The organism is Klebsiella sp. GW_Kp181, from assembly GCF_040062315.1.
GTDB lineage: Bacteria > Pseudomonadota > Gammaproteobacteria > Enterobacterales > Enterobacteriaceae > Klebsiella > Klebsiella oxytoca.
In genome coordinates this window covers 38,904-62,764 of sequence record NZ_JBEAFR010000047.1, presented here as the reverse complement: position 1 = coordinate 62,764, position 23,861 = coordinate 38,904, and the positions used below count along the sequence as shown (strand labels likewise).

20 protein-coding genes and 1 riboswitch are annotated in these 23,861 nt (G+C 57.0%); of the genes, 5 read left to right on the top strand and 15 right to left on the bottom strand.

What is annotated here, in order from left to right:
* Nucleotides 1–12: 12 nt before the first annotated feature.
* A complete protein-coding gene (locus ABLV11_RS09630; RefSeq protein ID WP_126489674.1) occupies nt 13–417 on the bottom strand; it encodes an ASCH domain-containing protein in 405 nt (134 codons plus the stop codon).
* Nucleotides 418–426: 9 nt separating this feature from the next.
* Nucleotides 427–1,254 (bottom strand): glyoxylate bypass operon transcriptional repressor IclR, encoded by an 828-nt coding sequence (gene iclR, locus ABLV11_RS09625; RefSeq protein ID WP_004117167.1) that lies wholly within the window; start codon nt 1,252–1,254, stop codon nt 427–429.
* A 196-nt stretch (nt 1,255–1,450) separates the two neighbouring features.
* Here iclR and metH point away from each other — a divergent pair, with 196 nt between their 5' ends.
* Both metH and ABLV11_RS09615 read left to right on the top strand, forming a co-directional pair.
* On the top strand, nt 1,451–5,134 hold the full coding sequence (gene metH, locus ABLV11_RS09620; protein ID WP_348855291.1) for a methionine synthase: 3,684 nt from the start codon (nt 1,451–1,453) through the stop codon (nt 5,132–5,134).
* Nucleotides 5,135–5,320: 186 nt separating this feature from the next.
* A complete protein-coding gene (locus ABLV11_RS09615; protein WP_004109645.1) occupies nt 5,321–6,952 on the top strand; it encodes a Na/Pi cotransporter family protein in 1,632 nt (543 codons plus the stop codon).
* A 123-nt stretch (nt 6,953–7,075) separates the two neighbouring features.
* On the opposite strand, the gene pepE is transcribed toward ABLV11_RS09615, so the two are convergent.
* The 9 genes from pepE to ABLV11_RS09570 all read right to left on the bottom strand — a co-directional run bounded on the left by pepE (nt 7,076) and on the right by ABLV11_RS09570 (nt 14,835).
* On the bottom strand, nt 7,076–7,765 hold the full coding sequence (gene pepE, locus ABLV11_RS09610; protein WP_004117180.1) for a dipeptidase PepE: 690 nt from the start codon (nt 7,763–7,765) through the stop codon (nt 7,076–7,078).
* A gap of 306 nt (nt 7,766–8,071) precedes the next feature.
* Complete coding sequence (locus ABLV11_RS09605; RefSeq protein ID WP_023320161.1) at nt 8,072–8,881, bottom strand: shikimate 5-dehydrogenase; 810 nt, start codon at nt 8,879–8,881, stop codon at nt 8,072–8,074.
* Nucleotides 8,874–10,106 (bottom strand): L-sorbose 1-phosphate reductase, encoded by a 1,233-nt coding sequence (gene sorE / locus ABLV11_RS09600; RefSeq protein ID WP_348855290.1) that lies wholly within the window; start codon nt 10,104–10,106, stop codon nt 8,874–8,876. The genes ABLV11_RS09605 and sorE overlap by 8 nt, the downstream gene beginning before the upstream one ends.
* A 176-nt stretch (nt 10,107–10,282) precedes the next feature.
* Entirely contained in the window at nt 10,283–11,107 is an 825-nt protein-coding gene (locus tag ABLV11_RS09595) for a PTS system mannose/fructose/sorbose family transporter subunit IID (RefSeq protein WP_004109634.1), read from the bottom strand.
* Between the two features lie 11 nt (nt 11,108–11,118).
* Nucleotides 11,119–11,916: a PTS mannose/fructose/sorbose transporter subunit IIC gene (locus ABLV11_RS09590; RefSeq protein ID WP_004109631.1), complete on the bottom strand. Its 798-nt coding sequence runs from the start codon at nt 11,914–11,916 to the stop codon at nt 11,119–11,121.
* Nucleotides 11,917–12,102: 186 nt separating this feature from the next.
* Nucleotides 12,103–12,597 carry a mannose/fructose/sorbose PTS transporter subunit IIB gene (locus ABLV11_RS09585; RefSeq protein ID WP_004109627.1) on the bottom strand — a complete coding sequence of 165 codons (495 nt, stop codon included), beginning with the start codon at nt 12,595–12,597 and terminating at the stop codon, nt 12,103–12,105.
* A complete protein-coding gene (locus ABLV11_RS09580; protein WP_004109623.1) occupies nt 12,597–13,004 on the bottom strand; it encodes a mannose/fructose/sorbose PTS transporter subunit IIA in 408 nt (135 codons plus the stop codon). The genes ABLV11_RS09585 and ABLV11_RS09580 overlap by 1 nt, the downstream gene beginning before the upstream one ends.
* 9 nt (nt 13,005–13,013) lie before the next feature.
* Entirely contained in the window at nt 13,014–13,817 is an 804-nt protein-coding gene (locus ABLV11_RS09575; RefSeq protein WP_004109619.1) for an SDR family oxidoreductase, read from the bottom strand.
* Nucleotides 13,818–13,887: 70 nt separating this feature from the next.
* The gene (locus ABLV11_RS09570) at nt 13,888–14,835 is read right to left on the bottom strand and encodes a sugar-binding transcriptional regulator (protein WP_126489675.1); all 948 of its coding nucleotides are present in this window, start codon (nt 14,833–14,835) and stop codon (nt 13,888–13,890) included.
* A gap of 470 nt (nt 14,836–15,305) precedes the next feature.
* Here ABLV11_RS09570 and rluF point away from each other — a divergent pair, with 470 nt between their 5' ends.
* On the top strand, nt 15,306–16,178 hold the full coding sequence (gene rluF / locus ABLV11_RS09565) for a 23S rRNA pseudouridine(2604) synthase RluF (RefSeq protein ID WP_126488156.1): 873 nt from the start codon (nt 15,306–15,308) through the stop codon (nt 16,176–16,178).
* Here the strand turns inward: rluF and ABLV11_RS09560 are convergent.
* The 3 genes from ABLV11_RS09560 to rtcR form a co-directional block, all read right to left on the bottom strand.
* A complete protein-coding gene (locus tag ABLV11_RS09560) occupies nt 16,175–16,447 on the bottom strand; it encodes a DUF3811 domain-containing protein (RefSeq protein WP_151386386.1) in 273 nt (90 codons plus the stop codon). The two genes, rluF and ABLV11_RS09560, sit on opposite strands and share 4 nt — an antisense overlap.
* Before the next feature lie 186 nt (nt 16,448–16,633).
* Nucleotides 16,634–17,575 (bottom strand): ketopantoate/pantoate/pantothenate transporter PanS, encoded by a 942-nt coding sequence (gene panS, locus ABLV11_RS09555; protein ID WP_016808446.1) that lies wholly within the window; start codon nt 17,573–17,575, stop codon nt 16,634–16,636.
* 111 nt (nt 17,576–17,686) lie between these two features.
* Nucleotides 17,687–19,267 carry an RNA repair transcriptional activator RtcR gene (rtcR, locus tag ABLV11_RS09550; RefSeq protein ID WP_053064522.1) on the bottom strand — a complete coding sequence of 527 codons (1,581 nt, stop codon included), beginning with the start codon at nt 19,265–19,267 and terminating at the stop codon, nt 17,687–17,689.
* Between the two features lie 444 nt (nt 19,268–19,711).
* Between rtcR and ABLV11_RS09545 the strand changes: the two genes are divergently transcribed.
* Both ABLV11_RS09545 and ABLV11_RS09540 read left to right on the top strand, forming a co-directional pair.
* The gene (locus ABLV11_RS09545; RefSeq protein WP_004117199.1) at nt 19,712–20,839 is read left to right on the top strand and encodes a slipin family protein; all 1,128 of its coding nucleotides are present in this window, start codon (nt 19,712–19,714) and stop codon (nt 20,837–20,839) included.
* 5 nt (nt 20,840–20,844) lie between these two features.
* A complete protein-coding gene (locus ABLV11_RS09540) occupies nt 20,845–21,660 on the top strand; it encodes a nucleotidyltransferase domain-containing protein (RefSeq protein WP_126488158.1) in 816 nt (271 codons plus the stop codon).
* Between the two features lie 99 nt (nt 21,661–21,759).
* Here ABLV11_RS09540 and lysC read toward each other — a convergent pair whose 3' ends face one another.
* Nucleotides 21,760–23,109 (bottom strand): lysine-sensitive aspartokinase 3, encoded by a 1,350-nt coding sequence (gene lysC / locus ABLV11_RS09535; protein WP_004109599.1) that lies wholly within the window; start codon nt 23,107–23,109, stop codon nt 21,760–21,762.
* A gap of 180 nt (nt 23,110–23,289) precedes the next feature.
* A riboswitch (Lysine riboswitch) is annotated at nt 23,290–23,523 on the bottom strand.
* Nucleotides 23,524–23,861: the final 338 nt, after the last annotated feature.

Sequence of the window (23,861 nt, the reverse complement as noted above, 5' to 3'; positions counted from 1 at the left end):
AGGCGGCCAGGTTCAGGCGGCCTCTATAACCGCAAATTCTTCGTACACCAGCTCCATATCCGGCGCCCAGGTGCCTTCGCGTTCAAAGAATGCCTGATGCGCCGATTGCCAGTAAGCGAGGCTCAAATCACCTTCGCCCTCCAGCGCGGCGAGCTCAGGGCTCATTTCATTAAACCGGATCAGCCTGAGCATCAGGGTGCGTATCACGCAGACGGCTTTGCCCTGGCCGTCCAGCACAATGTGATATGCCCCCGGCGTCACGGGCGGCTGCTCCTGCTGATAGCTGGCAAGCGAACCGCAGGTGCCGCGCTTCTTCCCCGCGATGACCAGGGACGCCAGCTCGTCGGCCAGCTCCGCTGAATCGCCGAAAGACCAGCAAAAAGCAGAAGGGTATTTATCCTGCCAGTAGGATTTCAGATCGCTCATTTAGCGCACTCCGCCATACGCCAGCGTCACTTCTTTCGCCGCTTTGATCACCATGGCGCCGAACTCGGTCACGCGGTCATCGGTAATGCGGGAAATGGGCCCGGAAATAGAGATAGCGGCGAACGGCTCACGATGTTCATCATAAATGCATGAGGCTACGCAGCGCAGTCCTAGCGCGTGTTCTTCGTCATCAAACGAATAGCCGCGCTTACGCGTCTGGGCCAGGTCCTCTTTCAGATGCACCGGCGATACCAGCGTAGCGTGGGTGTAAGCGTGCAGACCTTGACGGTGCAGCAGGCCGGTGACCTGATCTTCACTCAACTGCGACAAAAACGCCTTACCGGCGCCGGAAGCGTGCATCGGCAGCTTACCGCCAATCGGCGCCGACATACGCATCAGTTGGGTACACTGCACCTGATCGATAATGATCGCCTGATGATCGCTCGGGTCCAGCACCGCGAGGTTAACCGTTTCGCCGGAGTCTTCCATCAGTTGACGCAAAATCGGATGGACGATCGCCAACAGGTTACGACTTTGCAGGAAGCTGCTGCCGACGACGAAAGCATGGGCACCCACTGACCAGTGGCCCAGTTCACCGACCTGACGAACAAAACCCAACTGCTGCATCGTGGTTAACAGGCGGTGCGTGGTGGAATTAGGCAAGCCGGCCTGCTGGGCCAGTTCGGTCAGCGCCACGCTGCCGTGAGATTCAGCAATCCATTCGAGCAGCTTCAGGCCGCGGGTCAGGGACTGAACTTGCCCGCCAGCCGGAGCGGCGGCGGAGGCGGCAGGTTTTCTGCCGCGTTTTGCGGGAGCGGGGGTCGCCATCGCGGACTCCTTTTTTCTGTATCGTGGAAATGATTTTCGTTTTATTTGGCGATAATGCAATCACTACCCGACTGATCGGATGAGTGAAGCTGAACATGTCTCATCTTGCCCGCTGTTCTCTTTTCCACCCCTTCGGTTTGTGCCAGTATGGTCCGTTGAGTTTTTTCGGTCTGGTTGAGCGTTGTCGGGAGCGAGTGTGAGCAGCAAAGTTGAGCAACTGCATCAGCAGTTAAAAGAACGTATTCTGGTTCTGGATGGGGGCATGGGCACCATGATCCAGAGCTATCGTCTGAGTGAGCAGGACTTCCGCGGCGAGCGTTTTGCCGACTGGCCGTGCGACCTGAAGGGCAACAACGACCTGCTGGTTCTCAGCAAGCCGGAAGTGATCACCGCCATCCACGATGCCTATTTTGCGGCCGGGGCGGATATCATTGAAACCAATACCTTTAACTCGACGACCATCGCGATGGCGGATTACCAGATGGAATCCCTGTCGGCGGAAATCAACTTTACGGCGGCGAAACTGGCCCGCGCCAGCGCTGATGCCTGGACCGCGCGCACGCCGGAAAAACCACGCTATGTGGCAGGCGTTCTCGGCCCGACTAACCGCACTGCGTCCATTTCTCCTGACGTCAATGACCCGGCCTTTCGCAACATCACCTTTGACGGGCTGGTGGAAGCCTATCGTGAATCCACCAAAGCGCTGGTGGAAGGCGGGGCGGATCTGATTCTGATTGAGACGGTGTTCGATACCCTCAACGCCAAAGCGGCGATCTTTGCGGTCAAAGAGGAGTTTGAAGCGCTGGGGGTCGATCTGCCGATTATGATCTCCGGCACCATCACCGACGCCTCCGGGCGCACGCTGTCCGGCCAGACCACCGAAGCCTTTTATAACTCGCTGCGCCACGCCGATGCGCTCACTTTCGGTCTCAACTGCGCTCTGGGGCCGGACGAACTGCGCCAGTACGTGCAGGAGCTGTCGCGTATCGCCGAATGCTACGTCACCGCCCACCGGAACGCCGGTCTGCCGAACGCCTTTGGTGAATACGATCTGGACGCCGACACGATGGCGACGCAAATTCGCGAATGGGCGGAGGCCGGCTTCCTGAATATTGTCGGCGGCTGCTGCGGCACCACGCCGGAACATATCGCCGCCATGAGCCGCGCGGTGGCCGGCCTGCCGCCGCGCCAGCTGCCGGAGATCCCCGTCGCCTGCCGTCTTTCCGGCCTTGAGCCGCTGAATATCGGCGATGACAGCCTGTTTGTGAACGTCGGCGAACGCACCAACGTTACCGGCTCGGCGAAATTCAAACGCCTGATTAAAGAAGAAAAATATAACGAAGCGCTGGATGTGGCGCGCCAGCAGGTGGAAAGCGGCGCACAGATTATCGATATCAATATGGATGAGGGGATGCTCGACGCCGAAGCGGCGATGACGCGTTTCCTCAACCTGATTGCCGGTGAGCCGGATATCGCCCGCGTGCCGATTATGATCGACTCCTCCAAATGGGAGGTTATCGAAAAGGGCCTGAAGTGTATTCAGGGCAAAGGCATCGTTAACTCCATCTCGATGAAAGAGGGCGTTGAGCCGTTTATCCAGCATGCGAAAAAGGTGCGCCGCTACGGGGCCGCCGTCGTGGTGATGGCCTTTGATGAAGTGGGTCAGGCCGATACCCGCGAACGTAAAATTGAAATTTGCCGCCGGGCGTACACCATTCTTACCGAAGAGGTGGGCTTCCCGCCGGAAGACATCATCTTCGACCCGAATATTTTCGCCGTGGCGACCGGAATTGAAGAGCACAACAACTATGCCCAGGACTTTATCGGCGCCTGTGAAGATATCAAACGCGAACTGCCGCACGCGCTGATCTCCGGCGGCGTCTCTAACGTGTCGTTCTCCTTCCGCGGTAACGACCCGGTGCGCGAGGCGATTCACGCAGTATTCCTCTACTACGCCATCCGTAACGGCATGGATATGGGTATCGTCAACGCTGGACAGCTGGCAATTTACGACGACCTTCCCGCCGAGCTGCGCGACGCGGTTGAAGATGTGATTCTGAACCGCCGCGATGATGGCACCGAACGCCTGCTGGATCTGGCGGAGAAATATCGCGGCAGCAAAACTGACGATACCGCCAACGCCCAGCAGGCGGAATGGCGCAGCTGGGACGTCAAAAAACGCCTCGAGTACTCGCTGGTTAAAGGCATTACCGAATTTATTGAGCTCGATACCGAAGAAGCCCGACAGCAGGCCGCGCGCCCGATCGAGGTTATCGAAGGACCGCTGATGGACGGTATGAACGTGGTTGGCGATCTGTTCGGTGAAGGGAAAATGTTCCTGCCTCAGGTGGTGAAATCCGCCCGCGTAATGAAGCAGGCGGTGGCCTACCTCGAACCCTATATTGAGGCCAGCAAAGAGAAAGGTTCCAGCAACGGCAAGATGGTCATCGCCACCGTGAAGGGTGACGTTCACGATATCGGCAAGAATATTGTCGGCGTCGTGCTGCAGTGTAATAACTATGAAATCGTCGATCTGGGCGTGATGGTGCCTGCGGATAAAATCCTGAAAACCGCCCGCGAGGTTAACGCCGACCTGATTGGCCTCTCCGGGCTGATTACGCCGTCGCTGGATGAGATGGTCAACGTGGCGAAGGAGATGGAGCGTCAGGGCTTTACTATTCCGCTGCTGATCGGCGGCGCAACCACCTCGAAAGCGCATACGGCAGTGAAAATCGAGCAGAACTACAGCGGCCCGACGGTCTACGTGCAGAACGCCTCGCGCACCGTCGGCGTGGTCGCCGCCCTGCTGTCCGATAGCCAGCGCGATGATTTTGTCGCCCGTACCCGCAAAGAGTACGAAACGGTGCGTATTCAGCACGGACGTAAAAAGCCGCGCACTCCCCCCGTCACGCTGGAAGCCGCGCGCGATAACGACCTGGCCTTTGACTGGGCAAGCTACACCCCGCCGGTGGCTCATCGTCTGGGCGTGCATGAGGTGGAAGCCAGTATTGAAACCCTGCGTAATTATATCGACTGGACGCCGTTCTTTATGACCTGGTCGCTGGCCGGTAAGTATCCGCGCATTCTGGAAGATGAAGTCGTGGGCGAAGAGGCACAGCGCCTGTTTAAAGACGCCAACGAACTGCTGGATAAGCTCAGTGCCGGGAAGGCCCTTAATCCACGCGGCGTCGTGGGGCTGTTCCCGGCTAACCGCGTCGGCGACGATATTGAAATCTATCGCGATGAAACCCGGACTCATGTGCTGACGGTGGGGCATCATCTGCGCCAGCAGACCGAGAAAGTCGGCTTTGCCAACTACTGCCTGGCGGATTTTGTCGCGCCGAAGCTGTCGGGGAAGGCGGACTATATCGGCGCCTTTGCGGTGACCGGCGGCCTTGAGGAAGACGCGCTGGCCGACGCCTGGGAGGCACAGCACGATGACTATAACAAGATTATGGTGAAGGCGATTGCCGACCGTCTGGCGGAAGCCTTCGCCGAGTATCTGCATGAGCGGGTGCGTAAGGTCTACTGGGGCTATGCGGCGAACGAAAACCTCAGCAACGAGGAGCTGATCCGCGAGAATTACCAGGGAATACGCCCGGCGCCGGGCTATCCCGCCTGTCCGGAGCACACCGAAAAGGCGACCATCTGGGAGCTGCTGGAGGTGGAAAAACGTACCGGCATGAAGCTGACGGAATCCTTTGCCATGTGGCCCGGCGCGTCGGTTTCCGGCTGGTACTTCAGCCATCCGGACAGTAAGTACTTCGCGGTAGCGCAAATTCAGCGCGATCAGGTGGAGGACTATGCGTTACGTAAGGGGATGAGCGTGGCGGAAGTGGAGCGCTGGCTGGCGCCGAACCTCGGTTACGATGCCGACTGATCCACCAGCCGTTATCTTTCCTTACAACTAACAGGGCGCTCAACGAGCGCCCTGTCTCTTTATTGTGCATAAACCCTTATACTGAAGGGAGCTTGCGATCGTTGCCGTCGGATAAGCGAAGCGCTATCCGGCCTGTAACGGTTTATGAGTTTCTGGAACAAATAAATATAAGGAGAAGCTGATTCCGTGTTAACTCTGCTACACCTGTTGTCCGCCGTCGCTCTACTGGTGTGGGGCACCCATATTGTTCGTACCGGCGTGATGCGCGTCTACGGCGCTCGCCTGAGAAGTGTACTCAGCAGCAGCGTGGAGAAAAAACCGCTCGCCTTCTGCGCGGGGATCGGGGTTACCGCGCTGGTCCAGAGCAGCAACGCCACCACCATGCTGGTCACCTCTTTTGTCGCCCAGGATCTGGTGGCGTTAGCCCCTGCGCTGGTGATGGTGCTGGGCGCTGACGTTGGTACCGCGCTGATGGCGAGGGTGCTGACCTTCGACCTGTCCTGGCTTTCGCCGCTGCTGATTTTTATCGGCGTCATTTTCTTCCTTGGGCGCAAGCAAACGCGTGCGGGCCAGCTCGGGCGCGTGGGGATTGGCCTGGGCTTGATTCTGCTGGCGCTGGAGCTGATCGTTCAGGCGGTGCATCCCATCACCCAGGCTAACGGCGTGCAGGTGATTTTCGCCTCGTTGACCGGCGATATTATGCTGGATGCGCTGATCGGCGCGGTATTTGCCATCATCAGCTATTCAAGCCTGGCAGCGGTGCTGCTGACCGCTACGTTAACCGCCACCGGCGTGATTTCGTTCCCGGTGGCGCTGTGCCTGGTGATTGGCGCCAACCTCGGATCCGGGCTGCTGGCGATGCTAAACAACAGCGGCGCTAATGCCGCCGCGCGCCGCGTTGCGCTCGGCAGCCTGTTGTTTAAGCTGGTGGGTAGTCTGATTATCCTGCCGTTTGTCCATCTGTTGGCAAACGTTATGGATGAGCTTCCGCTGCAAAAATCCGAACTGGTTATCTATTTCCACGTCTTCTACAACCTGATCCGCTGTATCGCCATGGTGCCGTTCGCCGGGCCGATGGCTAACCTCTGTAAGCGACTGATTCGCGATGAGCCGGAGCTGGATGCACGACTGAAGCCAAAGCATCTTGATACTTCAGCGCTGGACACCCCGGCTCTGGCGCTGGCTAACGCCGCCCGCGAAACCTTGCGTATCGGCGATGCCATGGAGCAGATGCTGGAAAGCCTGCATAAAGTGATGCACGGTGAACCGCGTGAAGAGAAAGAGCTGCGGCGGCTGGCGGACGATATCAACGTACTTTACACCGCGATTAAGCTCTATCTGGCGCGGATGCCAAAAGAGGAGCTGGCCGATGAGGAATCCCGCCGCTGGGCGGAAATTATCGAAATGGCGCTCAACCTCGAGCAGGCTTCGGATATCGTTGAACGAATGGGCAGCGAAATCGCCGATAAATCGCTGGCCGCGCGGCGCGCGTTCTCCATGGAGGGGTTGAAAGAGCTGGATGCGCTCTACGATCAGCTGCTTAGCAATCTACAGCTGGCGATGTCGGTTTTCTTTTCCGGCGACGTACCGAGCGCCCGCCGCTTGCGCCGTAGCAAACACCGTTTTCGCATTATGAACCGTCGTTACTCGCATGCTCACGTTGATCGCCTGCATCAGCAAAACGTGCAGAGTATCGAAACCAGTACGCTGCACCTGGCGCTGCTGGGCGATATGAAGCGTCTGAACTCGCTGTTCTGCTCGGTAGCCTATAGCGTGATGGAGCAGCCGGATGAGGACGATGAGCGCGATGATTATTAAGCGCTGACGCCGCCTTACATTCCCGGCTCGCGCTGCGCTTAGCCGGGCTACAGGTTTACCGCGGTCTGCGGGGGGGGAGCCCGGACAGGCGCGCAGCGCCGCCTCCGGGACAAGGGCGGGGGGTCAGAAACGATGGCCTGCGTTCAGGGTTACCGCTTCCTCTCCGGCTCTGAAAACCAGCGTCGGATTCGGGCCGCCGAGAGTGGCGTGGCCCTGCGTCACCTGTATCCAGTTGCCTTCCGGCAGGCCGATAATCGTCAACTCTGGCGCAACCACCAGCAGCTCGCGAATCCGCTGTTCGCGAGTTTCCCCTTTGTGGCCTTCCGGCAGCGCGTTTGTGAAGTGCGGGTTAATTTGCAGCGGAAACAGCCCCAGTGCAGAAAAACCGTTAGGGTCGACAATCGGCATATCATTGGTGGTGCGAATTGTCGGGCAGGCAAGGTTAGCGCCCGCGCTCCAGCCGATATACAGCGCCCCGCGCTTCACAACATCCACCATCGGCGCCAGCAGGCCGCGGTCGCGACACTCTTTCAGCAGCTGAAAGGTATTGCCGCCGCCGACGATAACTATCTCCGCGTTCTCAATCGCCGAAACCGGGTCCGCGACGCTGTGAATACCGGTAACCGTAACGCCCATTGGGCTGAAGACGGCGGCGGTTTTCGCGGTGTAATCATCCCAGGTTTGCGTCACCCCGGCAAAAGGGATGAATACCGCGGAACGGCGACCATTTAGCTGCCCGGCAATGGTCGGCAGCGCATGTTCCAGCCAGGCTTTGCCCGGCAGCGTTGAGTTACTCAATAGCAGCAGTTCCATAATTTCTCCATTTGACCAGATGATTATTCGGGCTGGGATGTTATCACAGGATATCTCACCGCTTGCTGACGTGGCTCACGCTGAGACGCGCTGAGCAAAGCGGAGCGGCGATTTTTGGCGCAGGGATTCTCCGAATTAATCTGGAAAGTACCTCGCAGAGTGACTCTACCGGGCGTGACAGGTTAGCGGAAACCGCTTAGTTTCACGTGATGATTCACAGGCAAGGGAAGGGCTGCGCTGCGCGCTGCAATCGACTTTCCGATCAATGGTTATTAGAGCGCCCTCCCTGGCGCTCTTCGTTTGCCCTTATCCTCTGGCAAAGGCCGCGGCTTCAGCGACCAGCGCCGCGTCCGGACGCACGCCGGTGTAGAGCGCAAACTGCTCCACCGCCTGCAGGGCAATCACCTCCGCGCCGCTGATAACGTGTTTGTCCCGCTTCTTCGCCAGTTTGATGAGCGGGGTTTCCGGCGGCAGAGCGACCACGTCAAATACCACGTCGGCCCGTTCCACCATCGTCGGGCTAAAGGCCAGGGTTTCGCTTTCCGCACCGCCCGCCATGCCGAGCGGCGTGACGTTAACCAGAATATCCGCCGCGATCCCTTCCGGCTTTGGCTGCCATTGAAAACCGTACTGCTTTGCCAGCACCAGTCCACGATCGCGATGGCGGGCGGCGATAATCACATCGCGGAAACCGGCATCGCGAAAGGCGGCGATGACCGCTTTGCCCATCCCGCCGCTGCCCTGGATCATCACTTTGGCAGAGGAGTCGAGCTGATGGCTGTCAATCAGGCTTTTCACCGCGATGTAGTCGGTATTCAACCCGGTTAGCCTGCCGTCGTCGTTGACGATGGTGTTGACCGAATCAATCGCCTTCGCCGAAGGATCAAGAGCGTCGAGAAATGGTATGCAGCTCTCTTTAAACGGCATTGAGACCGCGCAGCCGCGGATGCCCAATGCGCGGACGCCCTTCACCGCTGCGGCAATATCCTGGGTGGTAAAGGCTTTATAGATATAATTCAGCCCGAGTTTTTCATACAGATAGTTATGGAAGCGGGTACCGAAGTTGCCCGGGCGACCGGCCAGCGACATGCATAGCTGCGTATCGCGATTAATCATGAGCAATATCCTCCGCGTGGGCCAGCAGATACTCTTCCGCCTCTTTTGACCAGATACCGTGGTGACGTTCCATAATCGCCGCCAGCTGCGGGTCGCGAATGTCTCCCAGCGGCGTCAGCGGGAAGTTTTTCCCGGTATAAACCAGCTTCTTACCGCCGCCCACCGCCGGTAAATCCAGGGTGGTCTCGCCCGCCGCATTCAGCCCCAGAATATGGGTCACCACTTTTGCAGTCTGGACTTTTTTTGCCTGCATCAGCGCTACGGCGGCGCGCATATCGTCGGTATTGCCGCCGGAGGTGCCGACGTAGTGAGTGAAGGCGTAATGCACATCGTAAAAATTGATCGGCGCGCTGAACTGCTTATCCTGCGGGCCGGCGAAAAAGTTCAGGCAGCCGTCCGGGGCCAGCAGCGAGGATGCCAGAGTGATGAGCTGTTCGTTAGGGACGAAGACAAAAATATCGTCAAAACCGTGGCTGCCGGAGAGCGCCATCAGCGTTTCGCGGCTGGCGTCGTGCCCATCCAGATAGTGAATCAGCGTTTGCGGCTCGGAGGGATAGTGCTGGCGCGCATAGCTGAGTTTTGGCTTATTGGTGTCGGTGACCACCAGCAGCGCCGGGTTGATCGGGCCATGCAGCGCGTAGTCGATAGCCAGCAGACCCATCGGGCCCGTGCCGCCGAGGATCAGGGTGCGCCCCTGCGGGCGAATGCCCATCACATGGTTATAGCTGCCTTCCTGCAGATGATAGTTGGCGTTGAACGCGCCGATTACGCAGGAAAGCGGCTCCACCAGCGAACCTTCAAACCAGGTATCGCCTTCCCAGGTGAGCAGGCAATCCTGCGCCATCACCTCGTCAGGGATCACCACGTGGGTGGCTTCGCCGCCGATCCACGGGAAGGAATAACCGGGGCAGTCCGGGCGATCCGGTAGCTGCAGATTGGCCTGAATCACATAGCGCTGGCCAGCGTGAAACTTGTGCTGCCATTTTTTGCCGACGGCGATGATCTCTCCGCAGAACTCATGGCCGATGATGATCGGGTTAGTCGCCACATCGTCAGGCACCTTTTTGTGGTCCTCGCCCTGGTTCGCCTCTTTCCACGAAGAGAGGCACAGGCTGTCGGTGACCACCCGGGCGAAGATTTCATCATCCTGCATCGCCGGAAGTGCAAAGGTTTCCAGGCGCAGGTCGCGTTTGCCGTACAGGCGCAGGGCTGTTGTTGTTTGCATGTTTACCACCTCATCCCCTTCATCTTTCGCATTACGGCTGTATTGGCTTCCTTCACGTCCCCGGGTCACGCAGTGAATCCACGCTCCCAGGGATAAATCCAGTTGCCGCCTCGCCGTACTGCGCCATCTTTGGGGTTAACTTGTTGAAGTAGACCCGGCATCGCCGGGCGGAATAATCAGGACAGGAAGCCCAGTGCGTTACCGATAATCCCCAAACCGAAGAGGGCGAAAATCAGCCAGACCGGGTTCACTTTCTTATTGAGCAGGCGCACCATCAGCAGCGTCAGGCCCAGAGCCAGCAGGCCGGGGCAAAGCTGATCGAGGATGTTTTGTACGGTCATGGTGACGGTTGAGCCGTTGGCGCCCGGCGTTTGCGAGACCACCAGCGGGACGTTGATGGTGGTCCACTTGGTGACCAGCACGCCCATCACAAACAGGCCAAGAATGGAGGCGCCTTCGGTCAGTTTTTGCAGCAGGTTACCGCCCATATCGCTGACGATATTGACCCCTTTACGGAAGCCAAGCTGCAGTCCGTACCACTTCATCGCCAGACGAACCGCGTTGAAAATAAAGAAGAACAGCAGCGGACCAAGAATATTTCCGGAGAGCGCCAGCGAGGCGCCGAGGGCGGCGGTAATTGGCCGCAGCGTGCCCCATACCAGCGGGTCGCCCACGCCTGCCAGCGGCCCCATCAGGCCGACTTTGATCCCGTTGATGGCGCCATCGTCAATAGCGGCGCCGTTGGCCCGCGCTTCCTCCATCGCGACGGTCACGCCAATAACCGGCCCGCAGACTGCCGGAGTGGTATTGAAGAACACCAGATGGCGCTTCAGCGCGGCAACCTGATCCTCCTTCAGCGGGTAGAGGCGCTTGATGGCCGGGATCATGTCGTAGCAGAAACCAAGCCCGTGGATACGCTCGAAGTTGAATGACGCCTGCTGCAGGTTGGATCGCAGAAACATGCTCACCAGGTCGCCTTGGGTAATTTTTTTCTGTTCCATGTTGGGCTCCATCAGTCGTCAAGCTGGTCAAGGGCGGTGGAAGAGGGGGCGGCGGCCTGCGGTTCAGGTTTACGCCACTGCGGGTTGAGCTGGATATAAATCAGCGCGATGATGACCCCCACACCGCCGAAAGCCAGCAGACTAAAGTCGAGATAGCCGCCCGCGAGGAAGCCGAGAAAGAAGAAAGGCATCAGATACTTCACGCCCATCATGCGCAGCACCATGGCGTAGCCGACCACCACGATAAAACCGCCGGCGATTTGCAGACCGCGGGTGACGAATTCCGGAATGGCGTTGAGCATATTGCTGACCATATCCGCGCTGACAAACAGAGAAACGATGAGTGCGGGAATGGCGACGCGCAGCGCCTGAACGCCCAGCGCCGACACGTGCAGCAGATCGATTGTTCTGAAGCGTGCCTCTTCCGCGGCCTTATCCGCCGCGTGCTGGAACACCACGGTAATGGTGCGGGCGAACACGGTGAGCACCTGACCTGCTGCAGCGACCGGCAGCGCAATCGCTATTCCGGTAGCGATGCTTTGCTGGCCCACGATCACCAGGATGGCGGAGATAATGCTGGCTAACGCCGAATCCGGAGACTGCGCCGCGCCGACGTTCATCCAGCCGAGCGCGATGAGCTCCAGCGTCCCGCCGAGCATAATTCCGGTTTTTAAATCGCCGAGAATTAAGCCAATCACGGTACAGGCGATTAATGGACGGTGCGTCTGGAATTCATCCAGCACGCTGCCCATCCCGGCAATACAGGAAAAAATAAATATGGCTATTATTTGTAGGGTACTTATTTCCATAATTTGTCACCTTGAGGGTATAGAAATCCCTGCCTTTTACGGCATTTACACGATGTTCTTCAGGCTGCCTCTTTGTTGACTGCATTCTCTCGCCCCAGTCGCATAGTAATCTATGCTGCTGGTGACTCGCTCATTTGCCGCCGCGATGCAGCCAGAATGCCAGGGTGAAATAAAAGGCGCGTTTTATTATTCTGTAACGGACTGCTCTGCTATTTTATCGAGAATATTAACCGACGGATCTGAAGCTACGACGCGTAAATCAAGTTTAACCCCCAGCTTATCTAACTGCTGAAAGGTATTAATATCCGCTGCGTCTAATGATACCGCTTTGGTTAATTGTTTCTTACCCGGTCGCCAGGCCATACCGCCAATATTCAGGGTGGCTATTTTCACCCCCTGCTGCACCATGGTTAATACATCCTGCGGGTTTGTGAATAAATAAAAGACCGTTTCGTCCTGATATTGCGGGTTGTGATAAACGGCGACGGCTTTCTCGATATTCACCACATTAACCTTCATGCCCGGCGGCGCGGCCTGGCGAAGCAGCGTGCGGCGAACGTCGTCGTTATACACGTCGTCATTACAGATAATAATGCGCTGGGCGTTGGCCACTTTTGACCAAACGGTGGTGACCTGGCCGTGAATCAAACGGTCGTCAATGCGCGCGAGCGTAATGTTCATCAGAAATCCTCCTCAACGGTTTCCGGTTGCCGCCAGGTGACGCAGCACTGGCTGGCGATAAGTTCCAGGTGTTGGCACAGCGCTTCTGCATTCATCGTTTGCTGATTATCGACCAGCTCCAGAGCCAGCGGCAGCGACAGGCCGCTGATGACCCGGAGCTGCGGGTTGCGCATCGCCAGCCCGGCGGCGGCATTCCACGGGCTTCCGCACTGTAAATCGACGGCAATAAGCCACTCTTCGTCTTTGTGAGTACTTACCAACTTTTCAAGCTTACCGGCGATGTCGCCCGCGTTTTCACCCGGTACAAACTCCACGGCGCTGACGTTGACATCGCCGTAAACCATGCGCACCGAGTCGAGCATGGCGCAGGCCAGCTGGCCGTGGGCGCAGAAGATGACGTTAACCATTTTTCCCCCTTAGCCGCGCGTTTTTCCGCCCGCGATGTTAGTGGTGACTCCGGTGATATAGCTGGCGCGATCTGAGAGTAGATAGCAAACAAAATCAGCGACTTCGCTGAGTCGACCCGAACGACCAATCGGAATCGAATTTTTGCTATAGCCTTCGCGCAGCTGCTCGACGGTAATATTACGGGTCCAGGCCAGCGCCTGTTCGTACTCAGGCGTGCGCAGCCCGGTTTTTTCCAGAATGCCCGGCGCAACGCCCACGACGCGAATACCGTGTTTACCTAACTCTTTCGACCATGAGCGGGTAAAGCTATTCAGCGCGGCTTTAGTCGCGGCGTAACAGCTCTGGCCTTCAGAGCCTTCGAGGCCGCTTTCCGACGAGACGTTAACAATCACGCCGCTGCGCTGTTTAACCATCTGGCGGGCTACCGCCTGTGACATCAGAAATACGCCTTTTTGATTGATATTGACCATTTTTTCGAATGCCGCTTCATTTAATTCATAGCGGCCGGACGGCGCTTTCTCATCAACTAATAAACGCGGGAAGTTGACGCCAGCGTTATTAACCAATCCGTCAATACGGCCAAAACGCTGAATAATACTGTCGACGGTATTATTCACTTCGCTGGCGCTGGAAATATCGGTTGGCCAGAAACAATAATTTTCACCGAGCTGATGTTTATCGCCACCGTGAATATCGCTCATCTGCACATTAGCGCCCTGGGCTAATAATTCATCGACAATCGCCAGGCCAATTCCTGATGCGCCACCGGTAACAATAATAATTTTATCTTTTAAGTTTAACCACGTATCCATTATCGACTCCTGTTTCTTCAGATAAAGGGATCCCCCGCAGCAGCGCTGCGTGAAATCATATCGTTGTAATTTACTTCAGTAGTGACTCGGCGGTTTCTCGATTCGTCACCAGACAGTTAATATAGTGTCCATTTAAGGCGCCAAGAATACCGGAGTATTTTTCCTCGCCCATGGCGATACCTACCGAATAACGCGCCTGCCTGAGTTTCGCCATCTCAATAGATAGCGTTTTCTCGCTCATGGCGGTTTCTACCAGCGCGCCATCAATATTGTAAAAGCGCGAGCAGATATCACCGGCGACCTGGCGGGCGTTGAGATCGTCGCTCTCTTCACTGCCGTAAAACGCATGCCAGTTGGCGCCGTCGCGGATAGCCGGTGAACCGATCCCCACCAGCGCGACGTCCAGGTTATCCCAGTAAGATGCAATGGTTTTAAAGTGCTGGGATTGCATAATACCGTTGCGAATTAATTTGTTATCCAGCAGCGCCGGGAAATCGGCGAGATGCGATTCCGCTTTCAGCTTCGCCGCGGCGCCGTAGGTCAGCGTATTCACGTGGTAGCGGCTCTCCAGCTTGCCGGAGGGGCCGCCGATAATCGGGACGCAGATAACCTGACGGGACTGGCTGGCCTGCGGCAGATTCTCCACCAGCGCGCGTACCGCACGCCCCCAGGAGAAACCGACGATATCGCCCGGCTCCAGCAGCCTGTCGACCAATTGTGCGCCATGCAGGCCGATAATATTGAGCTGATCCTCCTCCAGCAGCGAGTCGCAGGCCGCCACCACCGCCTCCTTGAGGCCAAATTTTTGTTTCAGCTGCTGCTCAAGCCACAGATTTTCGTTGTAGTCATAGTTGATGGCGATAGTGACGATGCCCTGCTCGCGGCCGCGCTTCAGCAGACGGCTGATGGTGGTGCGATATATCCCCAGCTCGCGGGCAATCTGCGCCTGGGTCATATCCTGCTCATAATAGAGCTGGGCGATTTTTACGATCAGACGAATATCGTCGCTGTTTTCCATCGTCACTGTCGGCTCCTGCACATTTGTGCAAATCAGATATTGGCGCTCACGATCTGATATAACCCCATCAGGCGCCCGCTTTAAAGAAATTTTCCTCTTTTTCATAGCAACCTTCTGACCGTTTCTGTTGCACATTTGCGTTGCTAATCGCCGGTTTCCGGCACGTTTGTGCCGTAAGTGATAAGGGCCTGATTCTGCTTTATTTCGCCGGGCAAAGTTGCTGGGCTTTCTGAAGTACACTTTTGTGTTGAAAGGCGGGACAGATCACATTTAGCGTCAGGCGGCGAGCGCGCGATTCTTTTTTATCGCCTGCAAGGTAGGGTATATTTCGTTTTTAAACAGAAAGCATTCAAGTTTTATCAAGGCGGCAAGGGAGCGACGCCCGGCAGCATAGAAATCTATGTGACTGGGATCAGTGAGTGTAGCCATCGCAGAGACAACTTGAAGGATGAAGTGTTTCAGGAGAAGTTATGCTGCCCGACTCGTCAACCCGACTCAATAAATACATCAGCGAAAGCGGAATTTGCTCGCGCCGTGAAGCCGATCGCTTTATCGAACAAGGCAACGTTTTTATCAACGGCAAACGCGCCACTATTGGCGACCAGGTTAAAGCTGGCGACGTAGTCAAGGTCAATGGCCGGTTGATTGAGCCGCGCGAAGCGGATGATTTAGTACTGATTGCGCTGAATAAACCGGTTGGCATCGTCAGCACTACCGAAGACGGGGAGCGCGACAACATCGTTGATTTCGTTAACCACAGCAAACGCGTATTCCCAATCGGCCGTCTGGACAAAGACTCGCAGGGGCTCATCTTTCTGACCAACCATGGCGATCTGGTGAATAAAATCCTGCGCGCCGGTAACGACCATGAAAAAGAGTATCTGGTCACCGTTGATAAGCCGGTGACCGATGAGTTTATTCGCGGAATGGGCGCGGGCGTACCGATTCTCGGCACGGTAACGAAGAAGTGCAAAGTGAAAAAAGAAGCGCCTTTTGTGTTTCGCATTACCCTGGTTCAGGGGCTGAATCGCCAGATCCGCCGGATGTGCGAATATTTTGGCTATGAAGTGACGAAGCTTGAGCGGACGCGGATCATGAACGTCAGCCTGTCGGGGATCCCGCTGGGAGAGTGGCGCGATCTGACCGACGATGAGCTGATCGATCTCTTCAAGCTGATTGAGAACTCGTCTTCAGAGGCGAAACCGAAGGCAAAGGCGAAGCCGAAAACGGCCGGCATTAAGCGCCCGGTAGTCGCGATGGAAAAAACCAGCGAGAAGTCTTCCCGTCCGGCGTCGAACGGCAAACGCTTTACTGCGCCTGGGCGTAAAAAGAAAGGGCGTTAGCGTCTGCCGCGCGTTGGCGTATTTGCCGACCAGGAAAACGAGGCCTCCGCATCCGGTTTGTAAGCCTGCTTTTTCTTGAGCTGGCGGGCTTTCTTAGCCTCGGCTTCGCGCTGGAGCATTAGTTTATCGATGTACTCTTTTTTCACGCTATTGGTCTCCGCGTTGGTCAGCGGACGGCCATAGGCGATGCGCGCGCGGTCGAGCAGGGTTTTCAGTTCGCGCTGTTCGCGCTCGGTCATCTCTTTTTGAGTGATGCGGGGGAGTGCCATAGTGGTGCCCTCAGTTAGCCTGTGGCTTCAGTGTACGGTAAAGGGGCGGACGTCTCACGGTAAATTGTTGTGCCTCGCAGAAAATCCCGGAGGCGGTGCTGCGCACCTGTCCGGGCTACAAAACCCGCAAGCTGCACGGACCGTAGCCCGGCTAAGCGCAGCGCAAGCCGGGAAAATTACGGGTTGTTAGCTCTCTTTTTCCGTTTTACGCGATTCATCCGCAATCGGCTTCCCTGACCAGTAACCGGCCAGCAGCGAGCCAGACAGGTTGTGCCAGACCGAGAACAGCGCCCCGGGCAGCGCGGCCAGCGGGCCAAAGTAGATTTTCCCCAGCGCGGCGGCAAGGCCGGAGTTCTGCATTCCTACCTCGATCGCCAGCGTGCGGCAGGTGGACTCGTCAAAGCCAAACAGTCGCCCGCCCCAGTAGCCGCCGAGCAGACCGATAGTGTTATGCAGGATAACGGCGATAATCACCACAAAACCAACGGAAGCGATATGCGACGCGGAGCCTGCCACCACGGCGCAGATAATCGCCAGAATGCAGACCATCGAAAAGGCCGGGAGAAACGGTTCCACCGCCTTCACCACTTTCGGCAGCAGATGATGCACCGCCAGCCCCAGTGCAATTGGGATCACCACAATTTGCAGAATGCTGAGCAGCATTCCCATCACATCTACCTGAATATGCGCATCCACGTACAGACGCGTCAGCAGCGGCGTCGCGACCACGCCGACCAGGGTGGATACCGAGGAGATGGTGACTGAGAGCGCAACATCGCCTTTTGCCAGAAAGATCATCACGTTGGATGCCGTACCGCTGGCGACGCTGCCCACCAGCACCATGCCGGCGGAAAGCTCCGGCGGCATGTGAAAAATCAGCGCCAGCAGCCAGGCGGCGAGCGGCATCACCAGGTAGTGGAGAAAAATCCCTGCGGCAACCGGCGCGGGGCGGGAAAGCACGCGCTTAAAGTCGTCGACTTTCAGATGCACGCCCATGCCGAACATAATCAGCATCAGCAGCGTCGGGACCCAAGGGCCAACGGGAGTAAAAGTGGATGGCGTGTAATAAGCGATAACCGAGAGCAGCAGCGCCCATAATGGGAACAGCCGCGTAAGCGTGGCGAGCATGTTGTTTTCCTTGCACATAAGTTGTGTTTGCTTGTTATTGACCGGCCGGGATCGAGCCCGGCCATAGCTATTGTTTATCGTGCTAAGAAATATTATTCAAACAAATTATGCTCATGTTCCGCTGCGGATAAGCTCCCAGCTGAGTCCGAAGCGCGCTAAATACTTGCGCAGGCGGTCAGCATCGTTAGGATTGGCCTTTTTCTGACGGGAGACGGCGAACAGCTCGCGTCCGGCTTCGGAGAGCGAAGCGCTGCGCTGGCAGACCTCCAGCACCGTTTCCAGCTGCCGGCGATCGAAGAGATCGATTTCCATTGCTATGTCAGGAGAAGACGTCGTTAGCTGCCAGCTCTCTTTCAGCAGCATAATCTCCTCTTCCGCAACGGCCTGCGTAATGCGCCCCTGCTCGGCCAGCGTCGCCATACGCGCCACGGATGAGCTGAGTTCGCGAAAATTGCCGCGCCACTGCGCCTGCGGCGAGCAGGCAAAGGCCAGATAACGCTCGCGGGCCTCTTTATCAAAGCGGATCTGCGTCTGCCGTTCGCTGGCCAGTCGCCGTAGTTCATACTCCACGTTTGGCGCAATATCTTCCCGCCGCTGCGCCAGGCCGGGGAGGGCAAAGCGCCACATATTGATGCGCGCATAAAGATCTTCGCGAAAGCGTCCTTCCGCCACCCACTGCTGCATATCGCGATGCGTTCCGGCGATTAGCTGAAAGTCGCTGTGCGCCTCGTTGTCCGAACCAAACGGGAAAAAGGTTTTTTCTTCAATGGCCTTCAGCAGCATGGCCTGCTCGTCCAGCCCTAGCTCGGCGATTTCATCAAGAAACAGCACGCCGCCGTCGGCTTCGCGTAATAGTCCGGCGCGCGGCGCGACCGCGCCGGTAAACGCGCCTTTGACATGGCCAAACAGCGTAGACATTGCGTTATCGCCGCGAAGGGTGGCGCAGTTAACCGCCATAAATTTTCCCGCCACTAAATGACGCGACTGGCGCAGCTGATAGATACGTCTGGCGAGAAAGGACTTACCGGCGCCCGTTGGGCCAGTAAGCAGGATCGGATCGGTCGATCGGATCGCCACGCGCTCAATTCGATCGATAAGCTTGTTGAACGTCGCATTGCGCGTCTCTATCCCGGCTTTCAGGAAAGAGACCGACTGCTGCTGCTCGCGCTGAAAGCGGCTGGTGAGCGCGGCATAGCGGTTTAAGTCCAGATCGATAACCGAGTAAATACCGACAGCGATGGCTTCATCCGGTGAGCCTTTCGGCGCAGGACCGGTCTGCAGCAGATTGGCGGGAAGATAGCGCGCCTCCGTCAGCAGGAACCAGCAGATTTGCGCCACGTGAGTCCCGGTAGTGATATGCACCAGATACTCTTCGTTTTCGGTATCAAAGCTGTAGCGGCTGGCGAAGTCGAGAAACGCCGCGTAGACCTCTTCAAAATCCCACGGATCGTTTATCTCGACCCTATGCGGGCGTACTTCGGTTTGCGGCGAAAGCAGGGCGATATCTTCGATCAGCTTTTGCGCCAGGCTTTCATCGTGCGGCTGGTGGATGAGCTCCAGCCTGTCGACAGGAAAATCGGCCTGCTGGCATAGCCCAACGGTGGGCCGCCATTTCTTTAAACGATTAGCCCGCTTGCCGCGTTTATCCAGTACCGTTCCGAGAACGCCAATCACCACCCGACGCTTGTTCATTATTTATCTCATAAGATAAGTATCGATACTAAAAGATAAAAAATTCTCCCGAGCCGGGCAACGGCAAAAACCGAGTTAAAAAATAAATCACTTTTAATCAATGAGATAAAAATTTATTTCGTCACTTTTTCGTCCTGGCACGCATCTGGCAATAACCCTTTCGTTATTTCGCTGAATTCGCAGGGGGTTAAACCCCGCCGGCACGTCAGAAACGGTACTGACCGTCTTTCGGGCGCGTTCCGTCAGCCGATAACCACCAATGGGTTCGATTCCCGATTTCACTCCAATGAAAACTGGTTTGTTAATCATAGAGATACACGGGGTTTTGCGCAGTCAGCACTCCCCACAGCAGGCCGCCGGTAAAGGCGCCGTGCCGCAGGCAAAAGGGAGTTCCCCTGCGGCTTCGCCCCTGCACCCGCGCCTGCTTTTTATAAGGAATAAAAAATGGCTAAAAAAATCACTATACGGAAAGGCCAACTGGGACTTCTCTCTCGTCAGGGAGATTACTATCAGATTCTGGAAGCGGGCGAGTATCGCCTGCCGTGGTTCAACGTTCCTGAAGTGCTAATCGTTAACAGGGACGGCAGCGAAGTGCCGGAGGCGCTGGCCGAGTATTTACGGCGCTTTCAGGCGGAATGGATCGAACAGTACTGCCTGGCGGCGGACCTGACGGATAACGAGGCCGGAGCGCTCTATAACAACGGCGTGCTGCAGGAAATTCTGCCGCCAGCGACGCGTCGACTTTACTGGGCCGCCGGTGACGAGATGCAGCTGCTACGTCTGGATACCCGGCAGGTTGAGGTCCCCGAGGCGATCATGAACGCGGTGCTGCAGCCGAGACGTCACGGGACGGTAAAAGGTCGCGAAGCGATCCTGACCGTATCGGTGCCAGCCTGGCACGTCGGGGTATTGAAAGTCGATGGTGAGACGCAGTCGCTGCTGCCGCCGGGCCTGAGCGCCTACTGGAAGATCAATCACCTGGTGGAAGCTGAAGTGGTCGATACCCGCCTGCAGGTGCTGGAAGTCGGCGGTCAGGAGATTCTGACCAAAGATAAAGTGAATCTGCGTTTAAATCTGGCGGCGAACTGGCGCTACAGCGATGTGTTGCGGGCTTTTGGGCAGCTGACGAAGCCGCTGGACCATCTGTATCGCGAACTGCAGTTTGCGCTGCGTGAAGCCGTCGGAACGCGAACGCTGGATGAACTACTGGAAGATAAGCACATCATTGATGAGGTGGTGAGCGCGCAGGTAACCGAGCGCATGGCGGCATTTGGTATCGAAGTCGCCTCGCTGGGCGTGAAAGATATTGTTTTGCCCGGCGACATGAAAGCTATTCTGTCGCAGCTGGTGGAGGCGGAGAAATCGGCGCAGGCGAACGTGATCCGCCGGCGTGAAGAGACCGCGGCGACGCGTTCGCTGCTCAACACCGCGAAAGTGATGGAAAACAACCCGGTCGCGCTGCGCTTAAAAGAGCTGGAAACGCTGGAAAGGGTGGCGGAGCGTATCGATAAAATCTCGGTCTTTGGCGGCCTGGACCAGGTGCTGCATGGACTGGTCAATCTAAAAGGATAAACAACATGACGTATAACGGTGTGGATGCCGCCATGCGCCATAAGGTGCGGCGGCAGTTACAGGAGGTGGAGCAGCGCTACGGCGTCAGGGTGCTCTACGCCTGCGAGTCCGGCAGCCGGGGCTGGGGCTTTGCTTCGCCGGACAGCGATTATGATGTGCGGTTTCTCTATGTTCATCCCCCTGAGTGGTACCTGCGGGTGGATGCGCCGCGCAATGTTATCGAGCTGCCCATCGACGCTGAGCTGGACGTCTGCGGTTGGGAGTGGCGTAAGGCGCTGGGTCTGCTGAAAGGGGCAAATCCGACGCTGATCGAATGGCTGGACTCGCCGGTGGTGTATCAGCAGGATGATGCGACGGTTCAGGCGCTTAAGCGGCTGATACCGGAGTGGTTTTCTCCGGTACGCGCCCGCTGGCATTACTACTCGATGGCCAGAAAGAATTTTCGCGGCTATCTGCAGGGTGAACAGGTGCGGTTGAAAAAGTACTTTTACGTGCTGCGTCCGCTACTGGCCGTCCGCTGGGTTGAGGCGGGAAAAGGGGCGCCGCCGATGCGCTTTGCTGAACTGCTGGCGGGAAGCTGTCTGGAGGCGGGCCTGCGTCAGGAAATCGACGAGCTGCTGGCGCGCAAACAGCGCGCCGACGAGGCTGAATATGGTCCGCGGCGGCCATTACTGCATGCGTTTATTCAGTCCGAGCTGCTCAGAGGCGCGATCCCGCCAGCGCTGCCTGAGAGCCGGACAGGGAATATCAGGGAGTTGGACAGATTACTGATGACCACGGTGATGGGGAACGCTAAATCGGAATCTTTGATACGCGTTTGATTTGTAAGGCCAGCATTTCTGCAAGGCAATGGCAGAAAGGCACCCTTTGTCTGCCATCTTAAATGGCCCGGCAGAAATGGCGGGCCATTTTTATCGCTGTTACTCGAACAGATTATGATGCAGCTTCTGCACCACTTTCTCGGCATCTGCACCCGGTACCAGGAAGCACAGATTGTGGCTGGATGCGCCGTAGCAAATCATTCGAATATTAAACGGCTCCAGCACGCCAAACACCTCTTTACCGACGCCGCACGCTTTCGACAGTTCGTTACCAATGATGGCAACCAGCGCCAGGTCCTGTTCAACCTCAACGCGGCACAGCGAGGACAGTTCGGTCAGCAGCGACTGGGTGAGCAGGGTGTCGCCGGCCGAAGTCGAACCAGTGGTATCCATGGTCAGCGCCACGCTCACTTCAGAAGTGGTGATCAGATCGACGGAGATACTGTGACGCGCCAGCGTGCTGAATACCTCGGCCAGAAAACCGCGCGAGTGCAGCATATTGAGGCTGTGCAGGGTCAGCAGAGTCTGCTTGCGGCGCAGCGCCAGCGCGCGGAACAGCGGCGGATTTTCCGTATTTTTGCACACCAGCGTGCCGCCCGCTTTTGGCTCTTTGCTGGAGCCGACGAATACCGGAATATCGCTACGTACGGCGGGAAGCAGGGTGGCCGGATGCAGCACTTTCGCGCCAAAGGTCGCCATTTCCGCCGCTTCTTCAAAGGCGATAACGTCAATGCGTTTGGCCGCCGGCGCAACGCGCGGGTCGGTGGTATAGATACCCGGAACATCGGTCCAGATATCGACGCGGGTAGCGTTTAGCGCTTCGCCGAGTAGCGCGGCGGTATAGTCGCTGCCGCCGCGGCCAAGTGTGGTGGTACGGCCTTTCGCTTCGCTGCCAATAAAGCCCTGGGTGATCACCAGGCCTTCCGCCAGACGCGGAGCCAGAAGCTGCTCGGTGAGTTCAGATAAGGCGGCGATATCCGGTTCCGCGCGGCCAAAGCGATCGTTGGTGCGCATAACCTTGCGCACGTCGAACCACTGGGCGGCGATACCGCGCTCGCGCAGGATCTCGACAAACAGCAGAGTAGACATCAGTTCGCCATGGCTGACCAGTTCGTCGGTTAACGCGCTTGAACTGGCCAGGGAGGCGGCTTCCGCCAGGGTGGTGATGTTTTCCAGCAGGCGTTCAATTTCATCGCGTATCACGTTCGGATAACGCAGACGCTCCAGAATATTGAACTGGATTTGCCGCATGGCATCGAGCTTTGCGAAACGTTCGCCAGGTTCCAGCCCTTCCGCTAAGGCGACCAGCAGGTTGGTCACGCCAGCCGAGGCGGAAAGCACCACCACGCGGGTATTGGCATCCAGCAGCGCGACGTCTACGCTGCGGTTCATGGCATCAAAGTCGGCAACGCTGGTACCGCCGAATTTGGCTACAACTAAGTCTGTCATAACAACCTCGTGTCAGGGGGCCTGACTTATTAAAACGATTCCTGACAACCAATCCTGGCGGGGCTGGACGCAGCCGGATTGCAACAAAATGTCTTAATAAGCCAGGCCAAATTATTCAGCCATGGCACAAGGGAAGAGCGAAAAACAGGGTGGGCGCAGAGCGATAAACAAACTACGATGTCACCCAGAAGTGCTCCACCTTGTAGACCCGCTTGCCGATGCAGCGCATCAGATGGCGAGTATGAAACGCCCGACTGCGAACGTTTCTGGTGACAACCCAGGGGATTCAGCCCCTGTGGCCGGTGATGAGCGTAACCAGACGCTTATTCACCTCGGCGTTGCTCCCCCTCACGTATTTTCCCCGGACTGGCTCCTCCAATACGGTTACCTGGGCAACGCACCTCTTCTGGCAATTACCGACGTCTTTCACTTTGCCAGGGGGACGCGGGACATTATACCCCCCTGCAATACCCTTTCGCTGTAGCGTGAAATGCGCGATCCATACCTACCTACGTATATGTAGGTACTGCCGTTATATAAAGGGTTCAGGCGAAGTATGTCAACGTCAGGGTTATGCGGATTTTTCATGCGCGGGTCGCTGACAGAAAAAAGCCTTATGATGTCTATACTATCAGGGACGTTTTGCCTCAAATTGCCCCAATTTCTGACGCGTATCATCGGCATAACATAAAAATCATCACAATTTTTCGTCACCGGCGCTACAATCGACCGCAGTCACAATTCTCAAATCA

Coding starts and splice junctions, on each gene's coding strand:
- iclR (WP_004117167.1), bottom strand. CDS start 1,254: ATGGCGACCCCCGCTCCCGCAAAACGCGGCAGAAAACCTGCCGCCTCC.
- pepE (WP_004117180.1), bottom strand. CDS start 7,765: ATGGAACTGCTGCTATTGAGTAACTCAACGCTGCCGGGCAAAGCCTGG.
- ABLV11_RS09605 (WP_023320161.1), bottom strand. CDS start 8,881: ATGATTAATCGCGATACGCAGCTATGCATGTCGCTGGCCGGTCGCCCG.
- sorE (WP_348855290.1), bottom strand. CDS start 10,106: ATGCAAACAACAACAGCCCTGCGCCTGTACGGCAAACGCGACCTGCGC.
- ABLV11_RS09595 (WP_004109634.1), bottom strand. CDS start 11,107: ATGGAACAGAAAAAAATTACCCAAGGCGACCTGGTGAGCATGTTTCTG.
- ABLV11_RS09590 (WP_004109631.1), bottom strand. CDS start 11,916: ATGGAAATAAGTACCCTACAAATAATAGCCATATTTATTTTTTCCTGT.
- ABLV11_RS09585 (WP_004109627.1), bottom strand. CDS start 12,597: ATGAACATTACGCTCGCGCGCATTGACGACCGTTTGATTCACGGCCAG.
- ABLV11_RS09580 (WP_004109623.1), bottom strand. CDS start 13,004: ATGGTTAACGTCATCTTCTGCGCCCACGGCCAGCTGGCCTGCGCCATG.
- ABLV11_RS09575 (WP_004109619.1), bottom strand. CDS start 13,817: ATGGATACGTGGTTAAACTTAAAAGATAAAATTATTATTGTTACCGGT.
- ABLV11_RS09570 (WP_126489675.1), bottom strand. CDS start 14,835: ATGGAAAACAGCGACGATATTCGTCTGATCGTAAAAATCGCCCAGCTC.
- rluF (WP_126488156.1), top strand. CDS start 15,306: ATGCTGCCCGACTCGTCAACCCGACTCAATAAATACATCAGCGAAAGC.
- ABLV11_RS09560 (WP_151386386.1), bottom strand. CDS start 16,447: ATGGCACTCCCCCGCATCACTCAAAAAGAGATGACCGAGCGCGAACAG.
- panS (WP_016808446.1), bottom strand. CDS start 17,575: ATGCTCGCCACGCTTACGCGGCTGTTCCCATTATGGGCGCTGCTGCTC.
- rtcR (WP_053064522.1), bottom strand. CDS start 19,267: ATGAACAAGCGTCGGGTGGTGATTGGCGTTCTCGGAACGGTACTGGAT.
- ABLV11_RS09545 (WP_004117199.1), top strand. CDS start 19,712: ATGGCTAAAAAAATCACTATACGGAAAGGCCAACTGGGACTTCTCTCT.
- ABLV11_RS09540 (WP_126488158.1), top strand. CDS start 20,845: ATGACGTATAACGGTGTGGATGCCGCCATGCGCCATAAGGTGCGGCGG.
- lysC (WP_004109599.1), bottom strand. CDS start 23,109: ATGACAGACTTAGTTGTAGCCAAATTCGGCGGTACCAGCGTTGCCGAC.